The sequence below is a fragment of the Nocardioides sp. Root240 genome, from assembly GCF_001428825.1.
Taxonomy (GTDB): Bacteria; Actinomycetota; Actinomycetes; order Propionibacteriales; family Nocardioidaceae; genus Nocardioides.
In genome coordinates, this window is the sequence record NZ_LMIT01000001.1 from 642,233 (window position 1) to 656,643 (window position 14,411).

Annotated in this window: 9 protein-coding genes; 2 read left to right on the forward strand and 7 right to left on the reverse strand. The window is 72.8% G+C overall.

The window, feature by feature from the left end:
- Positions 1 to 22 precede the first annotated feature (22 nt).
- Positions 23 to 4,657, forward strand: a complete 4,635-nt coding sequence (locus ASE20_RS02980; protein ID WP_162260984.1) for a multicopper oxidase domain-containing protein — start codon at positions 23 to 25, stop codon at positions 4,655 to 4,657.
- A 151-nt stretch (positions 4,658 to 4,808) separates the two neighbouring features.
- Here the strand turns inward: ASE20_RS02980 and ASE20_RS02985 are convergent, their stop codons facing one another.
- Positions 4,809 to 6,032, reverse strand: coding sequence for a lytic murein transglycosylase (locus ASE20_RS02985; RefSeq protein ID WP_056893011.1), 1,224 nt, complete (start codon positions 6,030 to 6,032; stop codon positions 4,809 to 4,811).
- A gap of 82 nt (positions 6,033 to 6,114) precedes the next feature.
- Here ASE20_RS02985 and ASE20_RS02990 point away from each other — a divergent pair, with 82 nt between their 5' ends.
- Positions 6,115 to 6,699: a hypothetical protein gene (locus ASE20_RS02990; protein WP_056893012.1), complete on the forward strand. Its 585-nt coding sequence runs from the start codon at positions 6,115 to 6,117 to the stop codon at positions 6,697 to 6,699.
- Here ASE20_RS02990 and ASE20_RS02995 read toward each other — a convergent pair.
- The 6 genes from ASE20_RS02995 to ASE20_RS03020 form a co-directional block, all read right to left on the reverse strand.
- Positions 6,617 to 7,114: a response regulator transcription factor gene (locus tag ASE20_RS02995; protein ID WP_082612083.1), complete on the reverse strand. Its 498-nt coding sequence runs from the start codon at positions 7,112 to 7,114 to the stop codon at positions 6,617 to 6,619. The two genes, ASE20_RS02990 and ASE20_RS02995, sit on opposite strands and share 83 nt — an antisense overlap.
- Before the next feature lie 94 nt (positions 7,115 to 7,208).
- Positions 7,209 to 8,549 carry a sensor histidine kinase gene (locus ASE20_RS03000; RefSeq protein ID WP_157538389.1) on the reverse strand — a complete coding sequence of 447 codons (1,341 nt, stop codon included), beginning with the start codon at positions 8,547 to 8,549 and terminating at the stop codon, positions 7,209 to 7,211.
- Positions 8,536 to 9,210, reverse strand: a complete 675-nt coding sequence (locus ASE20_RS03005) for a response regulator transcription factor (RefSeq protein ID WP_056893015.1) — start codon at positions 9,208 to 9,210, stop codon at positions 8,536 to 8,538. The genes ASE20_RS03000 and ASE20_RS03005 overlap by 14 nt, the downstream gene beginning before the upstream one ends.
- A 220-nt stretch (positions 9,211 to 9,430) precedes the next feature.
- Complete coding sequence (locus ASE20_RS03010; RefSeq protein WP_082612084.1) at positions 9,431 to 10,318, reverse strand: AfsR/SARP family transcriptional regulator; 888 nt, start codon at positions 10,316 to 10,318, stop codon at positions 9,431 to 9,433.
- A 155-nt stretch (positions 10,319 to 10,473) separates the two neighbouring features.
- Positions 10,474 to 12,984, reverse strand: a complete 2,511-nt coding sequence (locus tag ASE20_RS03015) for a polynucleotide kinase-phosphatase (protein ID WP_056893017.1) — start codon at positions 12,982 to 12,984, stop codon at positions 10,474 to 10,476.
- Positions 12,977 to 14,389, reverse strand: a complete 1,413-nt coding sequence (locus tag ASE20_RS03020; protein ID WP_056893018.1) for a 3' terminal RNA ribose 2'-O-methyltransferase Hen1 — start codon at positions 14,387 to 14,389, stop codon at positions 12,977 to 12,979. Before ASE20_RS03020 ends, ASE20_RS03015 begins: the two co-directional genes overlap by 8 nt.
- Positions 14,390 to 14,411: the final 22 nt, after the last annotated feature.

A 14,411-nucleotide genomic window follows, 5' to 3' on the forward strand; every position in this document is an offset into this window, starting at 1 on the left:
TGCTCCGCCAAGGAGGCCAGCCATGTCCCGAACCACGTCCCCCCGTCCCGCCAGCACCCCACCGAGCGCCGCGTTGACCGCCGACCTGCTGGCCGACCTGGTGGCCGGCCTGCTCTGCTGCGTCGTCGGGTCCGCCTGGCTGACGCTGCTCGAGCCGAGCAGGCACGCGGGCCACGGCGACGCCCCTGGCGGGTTCCTGCTCCAGCTGGGCGCGCTGGTGGGCTTCACCCTGGTCCCGAGCGTGTGCGCGGTCATCGCCGTCCGTACGGCGCTGCGGCCGACCGGGGTCCGCAGAGACCTCCTCCTGGTCGCGCCGGCCGCGGCTCTGGCCGACGCGGTCGGCGCCCAGCTGCACGCGTCGTCGGCGGGTGTGGCCGCCAGCCCCGCCACGTTGCTCGCCGACGGCGCGATGCTGCTCGTCGCACTGCTGCCCCTGCTCGCCCTGTGCCACGAGGTACGACGGGCCGCGGGATCGCTCTCGCCGCGCCGGGTCCGGGCGGCACTGACCCTCGCCACCGGCGCTGCGACGATGCTCACGACGTGCGCACTGACCAGCGTGGCGTCGCCGGCGAGCGCGGCGCCGGACTGCCTGGCGGGTGGTCCGGCCGACACCTCCTTCGACGTCACCGCGATCGACGTCGACATCCCGGTCAACCGGTTCGGCGACCACGACCCGCAGGGCGCGATGTACACGCTGACCGACGCGATCCCCGCCATCCGCCACCAGGAGCAGACCCAGCAGGTCTCCATCGGCCTTCGCGACGACCCGATCCAGCCGCTGGTGATCCGGGCCAACGAGGGCGACTGCGTCGCGATCACCTTCACCAACCACACCTCCCGCGGCCCCGTTGGGATGCACGTCGACGGCCTGCGGTTCGCGCTCAGCTCCTCGGGCGACCAGGTCGGCACCAACCCCTCGTCCGCCGCCGCGCAGGGCGACACCGTCGCCTACCGGTTCGCCGTGCCGGACGACGCCCGCGCCGAGGGAGGCCACCACATCCACCCCGGCCCGGGTATGCGGGCGGCGATCGACCACGGCTTGTTCGGCTCGCTCGTCGTCGAGCCGCGCGGCTCGACGTACTGGGACGCGACGACCGCGGGCACACCGCTGGCCTCGGGCTGGGAGGCGATCATCAAGCCGGGCGGCCCCAGCTTGCCCTGTGATCCGGACAGCCCGCAGCCGACCTGTGCCTTCCGCGAGGCCGCGATCCTGCACCACGAGATCGGCAACGACAACGAGCAGCTGACCTCGAACGATGGCACGCTCGTGCCTCTCGTCGACAACACCACGGGCTCCTACCGGCCCGGCAGCTTCGCCATCAACTACCGCAGCGAGTCCTTCCGCAACCGCCTGCTCGCCTTCCCCAGCGCGAAGAGCCACGCCTACAGCTCCTACACCTTCGGGGAGCCCTCGACGCCGATGATGCGCGGCTACCTGGCCGACCCGACCAAGATCCGGCTGATGCACGCCGGTGCGGAGAAGTTCCACATCTTCCACCTGCACGGGGGCGGCGACCGCTGGCGGTTCAACCCGGTGTCCGACCCGTCGTATGCCTACGCCGACACCGGGCTGCGCAAGGACCCCCCGGTCGCGCTGTCACCCTCCCAGCGCCTCGACTCCCAGTCGGTCGGCCCCGGCGAGTCCTACAACCTCGAGCTCGAGGGCGGTGCCGGCGGCGTCCAGCAGTCGGCCGGCGACTTCCTCTACCACTGCCACATCGCCAAGCACTACGTCTCGGGGATGTGGGCCCTGTGGCGGGTCTTCGACACCCTCCAGCCCGACCTGGTCCCCCTCGGCGACCGCGCGGCACCGCCCGCCGCGGTCAGCTCCTCGGGCCTGATCGGCCGCTCCTTCGGCGGCACGAAGATCACCAAGAACAACCTCGACGCCTGGATCCGCCCGCAGCTCCCGCCCTCGGGCATCCCCGCCAGCGACCAGGACCCCACGGTCATGGACTGGAAGGTCGCCGGTACGGCGAGCGCGCCGGTCTACCTCGGCGCCCCGGCCGACCCGACCGACTTCGTCGAGTCCCCGAAGCTGGTCAGCGGCCAGCCCAACCTCCTGCTCGTCGACCAGGGACATGTCGTGTCCGGGAGGCCGACGATCCTGTTCAACCCGTCGAACGGCCGGCCGGCGTACCCGCTCCTGCGCCCGCACATCGGTGGGCGACCGCCGTTCACCGGCAACGGTCACACCGGCGCGCCCTATCTCGGCAACAACGCGGACGCCACGTCCGGAGGCCTGACCACCGATCCGTGGGCACGCCGGCCCGACGGCCTGTGCCCGGCCGGGCGGACCACGCGCACCTACAACGTGGTCGCGGTCGCCAAGCCGATCCGGCGCACCCCGACCGTGGTCGACCAGGACGGCAAGGTCTTCGTGCTGGCCAAGGACAAGGCGGCACTGCTCGCCTCGCCCGACGGCGGGGAGCCGCTGGCGATCCGCGCCAACCAGGGCGACTGCGTCGCGCTGACGCTCAACAGCGAGGTTCCCGACTCCTCCGCCTCCGACGGGTGGTCCAAGGTCTCGATGCACATCCACCACCTGCAGTTCGACGTGCAGGGCTCGGACGGGGTGAGCGCCGGGTTCGCCTACGAGCACAGCGTCCGGCCTTACAACCAGGTGGCGCCGACGCTGGTCCGCAACGTGCTCAAGGGCAGCACCAGCATCACGCTGACGTCGGTCGCCGGCCTGACCGGTGTCGACGCGAACGGCAAGGCCGCGACCAAGTGGATCGCGATCGGGCAGGGCACCGAGGACATCGAGATCCGCCAGATCAGGTCGGTGAGCACCAGCACCCGCACGGTCAGCCTGACCGCCGGCCTGTCGAAGGCGCACGCCGCCGGACAGTTCGCCGGCACCGAGTTCCTGCAGAGCCGCTGGTACCCCGACACGCTGCTGGACAACATCTTCTGGCACGACCACATCGACGGCATCCACTCGTGGGGCCACGGCCTGGTCGGACAGATCATCATCGAGCCGAAGGGGTCCACCTGGACCGACCCGGTGACGGGCAAGCCGGTCGACTCCGGCACGCTCGTCGACATCCACACGACCAACCCGATGGCACCGGGGCTGGTCAACGGAAGCTTCCGCGAGCTGGCGCTGTGGACGATCAACGACAACGACCAGAGCGCCTACTCGACGCTGAACCTGCGCGCCAACCCGCTGGCCTACCGGCCCGACAAGGCGCACCAGTTCAGCTCCTGGACGTACGGCGACCCGCTCACGCCCCTACCGAAGCTGTATCCCGGCGACCCCTTGGTCATCCGAGCCCTCAGCATCTCCCCCACCCTCGACACGTTGCACTTCCTCGGCGCCCGCACGGTCCTGGAGCCACGGCAGATGGCGGGGGGCGAGCCGGACGGGACGGTGATCGACGCGATCCACAGCGGGATCAGCGAACGCTTCACACTGGTGCTCAACGGGCAGCCCGACTCGATGCGCCTGCGCCCCGGCGACTACCTCTACGCCAACGGTCTCGAGGCGCGCACCCAGCAGGGCGCCTGGGGCATCGTCCGGGTCCTGCCCGGCCTGGTCCCCGGCCTCCAGCCGCTGCCCGGCGTCACCACGCCGAGCACGCCGTACACCGAGCCGACCAGCACGGGCGGTGCACCGCCCCCGGGCATGCCCGGCAACCCGTGCCCGGCGGGTGCACCGGCCCGGTCCTTCGACCTGACCGCACTCGACCGGTCCAACGTCTACAACGGCGCGCGCACGGCGTACGTGCCGACGGTGGACGTCAACGCGGTCATCCAGCGCACCAAGCAGCCCGAACCCCTGGTCCTGCACGTGGTCGCGGGCGAGTGCGTCACCGTCGTGCTGCGGAACCGGCTGCTCACGCCGGTCGGCTTCAGCATGGCCAAGCTCGACCGCGAGGCGGGGTCCGGTGGCGTCGACGTCGGCTACGCACCCGAGCAGAACACCGCACCCGGCGCGACCCGGACCTATCGCTACTACGTGCCCACCGCCCAGATCGGGAGCGGCGCCATCGGCGACCTCGCCAACGCAACGAGCCTGAAGAACGGGCTCTACGGCGCCGTGGTCGTCGCACCGGCGTCCACCGTGGCCGGCCAGCCGACGATCTTCCGCGACCCGGTCACCGGGGCGCTGAAGGACATCGGCGCGCAGGTGCTGGTCCGGGCCCCGGGACAGGACAGGCCGAACTACCGCGACTTCACGGTGACCCTGGCCGACGACGACGGAGCCATCGGCCGTGACCTCATGCCCTACCCGACCGACGCCAACGAGGGCCGGACGCTGCTGGGCTACCAGGCCGCACCGACCGGTGACGGGGCCGGCGCCTTCACCGACCCCGGCGCTGTCGCGACGATGACGGGCTACGCCGGCGACCCGACGCTGGTGCACGTGCTGCTGGCTCCCGGCAGCGAGAACAGCCATGTCTTCACTCTCGGCGGACTGCGCTGGCCGCAGGACCGCCTCATCCCGTACTCCGACTGGATGACAGCTCAGGGCCTCGGCCCGTGGGAGACCTTCGACCTCGACGTGGTCGGGGGCGCAGGTGGTGGCGAGCCCGGTGACTACGTGTACGGCGACGGCCGGCGACCGTTCACCGCAGTTGGTGCCTGGGGTGTGCAGCACGTCCTGCCTGCGGACAGCTGCTCGGTCCGGCGCGTCGACGCCACCACCTGTTGAGGACGCGTGCGGCCCGCCGTCTGAGAGCGGGCCGCACGCAGCCGGTGGCGGGCCCCACCCCGCCACCGGTCCTGTCGGGAACGACCCGACAGCACGACTCGGGCCCACCAGGGCACGGGGGTCGACGGACCGGCTTGGGGGAGTCGGTCCGTCAGCTCGCGTCGGCAGCGACGGCGGGCAGCTCGGCCCGCAGGTCGGCAGGCACGTCCGTCGGCGCGTCGGTCGGCACGTCGGTCGCGACCGGTGACAGCTCCTCGCCGCACGCCGGGGCGTCCGCGTCGTCGATGGGCTCCGCGGGCTCCTCGACCGGTCCCCCGGCCGGTTCCTCGAGGGGCGCCTCGACCGGTTCGTCGACGGGCGCCTCGACCGGTTCCTCGACGGGCGCCTCGACGGGCGCAGGGCACGAAGGCACCTCGGGCGCGGCCGGCGGGTCCACCTCGACCGCGAACGGAAGGGCCGGGGCCGCTGCGGCACCGGGCCCGGCCGGCTCGGGGTGGCGCGGCAGCAGGGCCACGGTGGCGTGGACCACGTGCCGCACCGCCGTCCGGGCCGGGGCGACCCGCGTCGCTGCCGGCACCTCGAACGAGACTGGGGGCGCGACCAGCAGGGCGGTCACCACCTGCCGGGACAGCTCCGCGTCGAGGTTCTCCTTGAGCGCGAGCACGAGGCCGACGTAGCCGGCAGGATGGGCTGACCCGAGCAGCGCGGCCGTGAGGTCGTCGCTGTCGGCGAGGTCCCGCTCCCCCGCGCAGAGGTAGGTCGCCGCGGTCGCCGCGGCATCGTCGATGTCCTGCGGGTCGCGCGACCCGTCGCCGTCACCGTCGCGCGCGAAGCGCGTCCAGGTGCCCGGGAGCAGCTGCATCGGGCCGATCGCCCGGTCCCAGCGGGGGTTGCCGTCGAGCGTCCCGTGGTCGGTGTCGGCGACCGCCGCGCGACCGCGGCCGTCCAGCACGGGGCCCAGCACGGCGGGGACCGCCCGGTGCGTGGCGTCGAGCGAGCGGCCGGACAGGGAGCCGGAGCCCACCTGACCGATCGCCGCGAGCAGGGACAGCGGCAGGTGGCAGTCGACCGGCGCGGCGCCGACCGCGCGGGCATAGGCGCCCCAGAGCAGCACCACCACGTGGTCGTGGTCCTGCCGGGCCGGGATGGCGCGGAGGGCGTACGGCGCGTCGTACACCGTGGGCGCCGGCGCCCGGTCGGTGCCCGAGCGGAGCTCGCCGGCCGGGGCCGCGGAGGCGACGCAGACCGCGCTGGCGGCGGTCCCGGCGACCACGGGCAGGAGCAGGGCGGCCACGACCCGCGGTGAGGGGGTGCGCCGCAGCGCCGCGGGCAGCGCGGACGCGCGGGAGCGGCGGTGGCGGCGCGATCGGCTCATCTGCCCAGCGTCGCGAAGCCACCTTGCGGGGACCTTGGGACCGCACCAGCAATTCACAAGGTCGTGCCGCCACCGTGGAGTCATGGCCGGAGTGCTGTCCCCTGTCCGCGGAGGTACGCGCGCGTCGTCCTCCGCCGACGTCGATCTCGTCACGCGCTGCGTCGTCGCGAGTGCGCTGGTCGGCAGCGCGGTGATCCACGGGACCGTCGCGGGCGAGCACTTCGGCGAGTGGGTGCTCGCGGGCGCCTTCTTCCTCGCCGTCCAGGCCGTCGAGCTGGTCCTCGCCCTCCTCGCCGTCCGCGCCTGGACCCGCGTGGCCGCCCTCGTGGTGGTCGTGACCGGGGTGCTGACCGTGGCGACCTGGCTGGTCTCCCGCACGTCCGGCATGCCCGTCGGGCCGGCGGACTTCCGGGTGCCCGAGCCCGTCGGTGTCCCCGACGTGGCGTGCGGGGTGCTCGAGCTGATGTCGGTCGTCGCGGCCCTCGTGGCCCTGCCACTGCTGCGGCCGGGCTCGCGCCGGCACCCGGGCCCGAGCCGTCGCGGTGTCGCCATCGCGACCACCGCCGTGTGGGCCGCGGTCGTCCTCACGATCTGGGGAAGCGCACCCATCGTGCTCGGCGCCGACGGCCACTCCCACGGGGCCGAAGCGGGATCACCGGCGCCGTGACGGCCAGCTCGGCTGCGAGGACGCCTGCGTCCTCGGGGCTGAGCCACACCTCGCCGCGGTGCACGGCGCGCACGGCCGCCACCACCTCGCCGGCATCGGTCCCCTTGAGCACGAATCCGGTCGCGCCGATCGCGAAGGCAGCCCGGATCAGCTCGGGAGCGGTGTGGCCGGTGAAGATCATCGCGTGCGCAGCGAGGTGCTCCTCGAGGATCTCGGCGGCCGCGGCGAGACCACCCTCACCGGGCATGCTCAGGTCGAGCAGGACCACGTCCGGTGACTGCTCGCGGGCCTGGCTCACCGCGCCCTCGCCCGTCTCGGCCACCCCGCAGACGGTGATGTCGGGCTGCTCGCTCAGCACGGCGGCGAGACCCCGGCGGATGAGCTCATGGTCGTCCGCGAGCACTACTCGGATCATCGTCCCTCCCCGGCTTCCGGCCCTGCGACCAGTCTCGGCAGCCCAGCCTGCGTATTCCTTGGACGGGTCCGTACGCCGGGCTCAGCCTGCATCCTCAGTCGCCGGTCTCCAGCACGCGGAAGGTCGCCGTCAGCACGGTGCCTCCGTCCTCGTCCGGCCCGATCGTCAGCTCGCCGCCCCGGTCCGCGACCGCGTCGGCCAGCAGGCGCAGGCCCAGGTGACCGGAGTGGCGGTCGGCGACGGTCACCGAGACCGGCTCCGGCCCGTTGTCGCGCACGACGATCTCGACGTCGGCTCCGCTCGCCCGGACGCTGACCCGCGCCCGCGTCGCCGCCGTGTGCTTGGCGATGTTGAGCAGGCCCTCCCGCACGATCCGGTAGGCGAGCTGGTTGGTCGCGCGGCCCAGCGGACGATCGGTCCGGACCTCGACGCTGACGACCAGGCCCGACCGCTCGGAGGTGACGGCGAGCTCGCCGATCGCTGTTGCCAGCTCACCCGCGGCGAGGGAGGGCGGGTAGATGTCGACGAGCAGGGTGCGCAAGGCGATCAGGTCGCGTCGTACCAGCTCGGTCGCGCGGTCGATGATCTCGCGCGCCTCGTCCAGGCCGGTCCGGCTCTCGAGCCGCGAGGCCGCGGACGGCAGTGCGTAGCCCAGCCCCGAGAGGTCCTGGATCACGCCGTCGTGGAGCAGCTCGGCGATCCGCCCGCGCTCCATGTCGGCGGCGCCGAGCGCGTGCTGGAGCAGCCGGTTGCGCTCGCGGACGTGCCTGCTGGCGTTGCGGGCCAGGTTCATCGCGATCGGGAACATCAGTGCCAGCAGCAGGGCCATCGATCCCAGCGAGAGCGGGGCGAGCGTCCAGAAGACCCGGCGCTCGTCGCGGTGGATCCGGGCCGCCGACCAGTAGGTCTCGAAGACGATCGGGTCGCCGTCGGCGTCCCGGGTGCCGACGTACACCTCGAGGAGCTTGCCGGACTCCGGCTCCAGCTCGTTCTCCGGCTGGTCGAGGCTGGACAGCTCCGCGTGCGCGAACGAGCCGCCCGCGAGGTCGCGGACCGGCTCCTCGAGGTCGAAGGTCCGGCCGATCAGCGCGGTCTCGTCCGACCACAGCACCGTGCCGTCGGTGCCCCAGAGCTTCATGTGCACGATCGACCCGGCGTCGAGCCGGTTGCGCATCACGTCGGAGAAGATCGCGGTGGCCGCCGGGTCGCCGGCCCGGACTTCGGTGTTGACGAGCGGCGCGGCCACGCCGTTGGTGAAGGCCTCCCCGCGCGTGCGTGCCTCACTGATCGCGATCTTCTCCGACATCCGCTCCGCGACCGCCAGGGTCGCCAGGCTGACGACCACGGTCGACAGCAGGACGCAGACCACGAACTCGACGAGCGCTCGCCGCCCGAGACCATCGACGGGTGCTGGTCTCAGCTCACGGCCCGACATCGCTGACGCCGACGAGGCCGGTCCGCAGGGCGAACACCACCGCTTCGAGCTGTGAGTGCGCGCCGAGCTTGGTCAGCAGGTTCTTCACGTGGCCACGACAGGTGTTGACCGAGATCCCCAGCTCCTGGGCGATCACCGAGGCGTCGAGTCCGGCGGCGAGGAACTGCAGCACGGCGTGCTCCCGCTCGGTCAGCGGCGGGTGGAGCGGCTTCGCCTCCCGGGAGTGGGCGACCAGGCTGCGCAGCAGCTGCGGCTGGACGACGAAGGTCCCCGCCCGCGCCGTACGCACGGCGTTGAGGATCTCCCTGAGGTCCCCGTCCTTCGGGTGCAGCGCGCACGCGCCGGCCTCGGCCGCGCGACGCATCAGTGCGGTGTCGATGTAGCCGCTGAGCACGGCCACCCGCAGGCCGGGGTGGGTCGCGACCAGCTCCGCCGTCGCGGCGACGCCGTCGCCGTCCTGGAGCCGGGCGTCCATCAGCACCAGGTCCGGCTGGAGGGCCGAGACCATGCCGAACGCCGTCTCCACGTCGCCGGCGATGCCGACGCACTCCATGTCGGGCTGGTCGTCGAGCGTGATCGCGAGCAGCTGCGCGAACATCAGGTGGTCGTCGACGACCACGATCCTCATCACGTCGACCGCGCACGTCGGGCGTGCGGTCATCTGAGCAGTCACGTCCTCACCCCCATGGGGGAGATCGTGCTCCCCTGCTGCCAAGGCTGACGTCTCCGACACCACCGGGGAATGGCCCGTTCGGGCCACCTCTCCACACGGTCCGATCCTGGTGCACCGATCGTGCCCTGCCTGCTGCTCATACGGTTCCCACTGGTCATGCTGTGCCTGCGTTCGTCGGGTCCTGCCCTCGAGATGGTCGAGGTCGTCGTCACGGCTGTGCGGAGATGACTCGCACCGCAGCCGCGGACAGTGCCGAGTCCAGGGCCGGGAGGACCGCTCCCGGCGTCGAGGCGAGCGACTGGCGCAGCAGCACCAGCAACGTCTGGAGCTCGCGGCCGGCGAAGCGCCGCCGGTCGTGCTCGTCCGAGGAGTCCTGGAGCACCGCGAGGTAGAGGTCGCGGCTGTCCGGCCCGGGCTCGTCGCCGAGCTCCTCGATCATCACGGCCCGCAGCTCGGCGTAGGCACGCAGCGCCTCACCGTGGCGCCCGGCGAGCCAGTAGGACCGGATGAGCTGCTGCCACGCGGACTCGCACAGCTTGTCGAGCCGCACCGCCTCGCGCGCCAGCCTGGCCGCGCCGTCGTGACGCCGCGTCGCGTTCGCGAATCCCGCCGCCCGCACGTACGCCGCCACCGCCTCGCGGGCGAACACCTCCCGGGTCCGCTCCGCCCAGGCGGCGTACGGCTCGCTCTGCAGCAGGTCGCCGGTCGTGAGCCGGACCGCCTCCAACGCCTCGTCGACCGCGACGTCCACGGGTCCCGCCGACGACGCGACGTGCCGTCGTACCTCGGCGAGGTCCACCCGGAGCGAGGGTCCCGCCAGCTGGTAGCCGCCGGCCGACGTGGCCAGCACGGACCCGCGGCCGCTGCGGACCCCGAGGCAGTGCCGGAGGTTGCAGATGTAGCTCTCGAGCGTGCCCTGGTGCGAGGCCGGCGGGTCGCCGTCCCAGACCAGGTCGGACAACCGATCCTTCGCCACGGGGGCCCCACCGGCAGTCGCGAGGATCTCGAGGATCTGGCGCGGCCGTCCGCGCAACGTGCCCGTCACCATGTCGTCGACCACGACCGCGGTCGGCCCGAACAGACTGACTCGAATCATCCCGGTGCCCCACTTGTCTCCCGCCCGAGACGACGCAGATGCTCTGTGCCGATGGTGCCCCGCGAAGGGAGTCCAAGGAAACCCTCAATTGCGGTACGGCGTTCCCCCCAAAATTGAGTGGTCCGTCCGCCGACCTCCGGCGCGAGGTCCGCGCCTTACAGCCGGGGGTCGACCGGCTCCGACTCGAGTGCCAGCACGGCGAACACGGCCTGGTGCACCTTCCACAGCGGCTCGTGGCCGACGAAGGCCGTCAGTGCCTCCAGGCCGAGCCCGTGTTCCCGCAGCGCGAGCTGGCGCTTCCTGCCGAGGTGGCGCTGGCGCAGTACGTCGAGCGCGTCGGTGTAGTCGGGCCCGTAGATGATCCGCAGGTACTCCCGGCCTCGCACCTTGACGCCGGGCTGGACCCGCCCGGTGGTCAGGTGGGCGGGCTTGACCACCATGCCCTCTCCCCCGGCGGCCGTCAGGTCCAGCCACCACGCCGTCGCGGCCTCCCGCTCGGCCGCCGACGCGAGGTCGACGAAGCGGTGCCGGGTCGGCGTGATCAGGTCGCCCTCGAGCAGGGCCAGCTGCGCGAGGTGCCACTCGTGCGACTCGGTCAGGGCGAGCGCCCGGCCCTCGGCGGCGAGGACCTGGAAGGGCGCGAGGGTGACGCCGTCGAGACCCTGCGTCGGGCGGACGTAGGCGGCGTACGCGTCACGGAAGGCCTCGGCATGGCCGAGCCGGCGATCCACCCGGTCCGCGAGGTCCGTGACGTCGAGGCCGCGGGCGGCCGCCCGGTCGAGCACCGACCGCGCCTCGGGGAGCACCGCCCGGGCGGCCGCGCCGACCGAGGCGTACTGCGCCTTGATCAGGTCGAGCGCCTTCGCCGACCACGGGAGCAGCTCGCAGTCCAGCGCCAGCCAGTCGGTGTCGAGCGCCTCGAACAGCGGCTGCGCCGACGCGCGCAGGCGGCCGACGAGCTCACGGGTGTCGGCGAAGAACGGCCGCCCGGTCCGCGTGTACACGACGCCGGTCGAGCCGTCGGCCACGCCGAAGCGGCGCTCGGCCACGTCCGCGTCCTGCGCGACGACCGCGATCGCCCGCGACCCCATGTGCTTCTCCTCGCACACGACGCGGGTCACGCCCCACTCGGCGTACTCGTTGAAGGCCTGCTCGGGGTGCTCGAGGAAGCCCTCGCGCCGAGAGGTCGCGACCGGCGACATGGTCGGTGGGAGGTGGATCAGCCAGCGCGGGTCGACGGCGAAGCGGCTCATCACCTCGAGCGCCGCGGCGGCGTTCTCCTCGGGGATCTTGACCTTGCCGGCGTGGGTGGTCTCGAGCCAGCGGGTGCCGGCGACGTCGCCGATCCGCAGCACCGACGCCTCGCGGTCCCCGGTGGCCGGCCCCAGCGGGCGCACCGGTGCGTACCACTCCTGCTCGGCGGGGACGGCCACGACCTCCCGCTCGGGGTAGCGCAGCGCGGTGAGCTCGCCACCGAACACGACACCGGTGTCGAGGCAGATCGTGTTGTTGACCCACTCCGCCCTCGGGACCGGCGTGTGGCCGTAGACGACCATCGCCTGCGCGCGGTACTCCTGCGCCCACGGGTAGCGGACCGGGAGGCCGTACTCGTCGGTCTCGCCGGTGGTGTCGCCGTAGAGCGCGAACGCGCGGACCCGGCCCGACGAGCGGCCGTGGTAGGCCTCCTTGAGCCCGGCATGGGCGACGACCAGCCTGCCGTCGTCGAGCACGTAGTGGCTGATCAGGCCGTCCATGAAGGCCAGCGCCTGCTGGCGGAACTCCTCCGGCTCGCGCTCGAGCTGGGCCAGCGACTCGGCCAGACCGTGCGCGACGGTGACCTTCGAGCCCCGCAGCGCGCGGACCAGCTTCGCCTCGTGGTTGCCCGACACGCACAGCGCGTTGCCGGACGCCACCATGCCCATCACCAGGCGCAGGACGCCCGGCGTGTCCGGACCACGGTCGACCAGGTCGCCCACGAACACGGCCTGCCGGCCGTCGGGGTGCGTCGCGTCGACGGCCACGTCGCCGTCGTACCGGATCGTCCAGCCGAGCTCGGTGAGCAGCGTGCGCAGCTCGGAGGCGCAACCGTGGACGTCGCCGACGATGTCGAAGGGGCCGTGGACGTCCCTGAGGTCGTTCCACGAGCGCTCGCGCACGACCTCGGCCGCCTCGACCTCGTCGGTTCCACGCAGCACGTGGACGCGACGGAAGCCCTCCTTGGCCAGGCGCCGGAAGGAGCGCTTGAGGTCACGGTGCTGGCGCGCGACGACGTGGTCGCCGAAGTCCCGGTCGGGCCGCAGCCGGTTGCGCTCCATCGCCACCGCCTCCGGTACGTCGACGACGATCGCGTCGACCAGGACGTCGTGGCTCTTCGCGAGCTTCACGAGCGAGGCCCGCGCCGCCTGCTGCACGTTGGTCGCGTCGACCACGGTGAGCAGGCCCCGGCGCAGGCGGGTACCGACGATGTGGTGCAGGACGTCGAAGGCGTCGGGCGTGGCCGACTGGTCGTTCTCGTCGTCGGCGACGAGGCCGCGGCAGAAGTCGCTGGAGACGACCTCGGTGGGCTTGAAGTGCCTGCGGGCGAAGGTCGACTTGCCACTTCCCGAGACGCCGACGAGGACGACCAGTCCCAGGGCGGGGACGGAGATGCGGTTCGGGTCAGTCATCGGTTGCCTCCTTGCGGGTGAAGACGGCCATCTGGGTCGGGGTGCCGAGCGTGCCGTCGAGCGCGCCGATGCCGCGCACCTCGACCGCGTAGGGGTACGACGCCGTGACGTGCTCGCACCAGGCCACGAACTCCTCGCGGCTCCACTCGAACCGGTGGTCGGGGTGCCGCAGGCCGACGAGCCCCTCGTAGAGCACGTTGTACTCCCCGTTCGGCGTCGTCACGACGACCGCGCCCGGCCGGGCGGCGCCGAAGACGACGTGCTCGAGGGCGGCGAGCCGCGGCGGGTCGACGTGCTCGACCACCTCCATCAGCACGGCGGCGTCGAAGCCGGCGTACCGCTCGTCCTCGTAGGTCAGCGCACCCTGGAAGAGCTGCACCCGCTCGGCCTGCCGCTCGCTCATCCGGTCGACGTGGAGGCGCCGCGCGGCGTGCTGCAGGGACCGGGTCGAGACGTCCGAGCCGGCCACCCGCGTGAACGCCGGCGTCCGCACGAGCAGGTCGAGGAACTGGCCCGGACCGCAGCCCAGGTCGATCACCGACCGCGCGCCGAGCTCGAGCAGGACCGCGTGCACGGCCTCGTGACGCTGGGTGTTGAGGGGTACGCGCTTCTCCGCGGGCTGCAGGGCCTCCTCGTCGTCGGCCGGCTCGATCGTCTCCTCGACCTCGTCGCCGAGCTCCGCGAGGCGCGCGAGCGCGACCCGGGTCAGGCCGCCGCGGCGGCCGAGGTAGCGCCGGGTGATCAGCTGCGCGTCGGGGTGCGCGGCGAGCCACCCCTCCCCCGAGCGCATCAGCTTGTCGACCTCGTCGGGGCCCTGCCAGTAGTGCTTCGACTCGTCGAGCACCGGCAGCAGGACGTGCAGCTGGTTGAGCGCGTCGGCCAGCCGGACCACGCCCGTCAGGCGCAGCCGCACGTAGCGGGAGTCGCCCCAGTCGGCGAACGCCTCGTCGAGCGGGATCGGCTCCGCCTCGACGCTCCACCCCAGTGGCTCGAACAGCCGGTGCGCGATCTCGGCGCCACCGCGACAGGGCAGCACCGGGATCGTGATCTCCAGCGGGATGGCGGAGTCCGCGAGGTCCTGGCGGGCGTCGCACCGCCCGCTGCGGGCGGTGCTGAACACGTCGGCCATCGCGACGCCGAGCAGCGACGAGGCGGCGTAGGACCGGTCGTTGACGTACTGCGCGAGGCTGAAGTCCGGTGCGTTCCTGGCGCGCGAACGGGCCAGGCGGACCGGGTCGACGTCGAGCAGCAGGGCGACGGTGCAGCGCTCCTCGGTGGCCTCGGGGTAGAGCACCGTGACCGTCCCGAAGGACTGCCGGAACTGCTGCACCCGGTCGGGGTGCTTGAACAGCAGGTAGCCGAGGTCGGTGGCCGGCTGGTGGGTGGTGGTGAGGGTCAGCAGCACGCGATCAGTCTGCCTTTCAGGT

Bases quoted from the DNA above. Each gene is read 5' to 3' on its own strand.
- ASE20_RS02980 (WP_162260984.1), top strand. From the start codon at position 23: ATGTCCCGAACCACGTCCCCCCGTCCCGCCAGCACCCCACCGAGCGCC.
- ASE20_RS02985 (WP_056893011.1), bottom strand. From the start codon at position 6,032: ATGAGCCGATCGCGCCGCCACCGCCGCTCCCGCGCGTCCGCGCTGCCC.
- ASE20_RS02990 (WP_056893012.1), top strand. From the start codon at position 6,115: ATGGCCGGAGTGCTGTCCCCTGTCCGCGGAGGTACGCGCGCGTCGTCC.
- ASE20_RS02995 (WP_082612083.1), bottom strand. From the start codon at position 7,114: ATGATCCGAGTAGTGCTCGCGGACGACCATGAGCTCATCCGCCGGGGT.
- ASE20_RS03000 (WP_157538389.1), bottom strand. From the start codon at position 8,549: ATGTCGGGCCGTGAGCTGAGACCAGCACCCGTCGATGGTCTCGGGCGG.
- ASE20_RS03005 (WP_056893015.1), bottom strand. From the start codon at position 9,210: ATGACCGCACGCCCGACGTGCGCGGTCGACGTGATGAGGATCGTGGTC.
- ASE20_RS03010 (WP_082612084.1), bottom strand. From the start codon at position 10,318: ATGATTCGAGTCAGTCTGTTCGGGCCGACCGCGGTCGTGGTCGACGAC.
- ASE20_RS03015 (WP_056893017.1), bottom strand. From the start codon at position 12,984: ATGACTGACCCGAACCGCATCTCCGTCCCCGCCCTGGGACTGGTCGTC.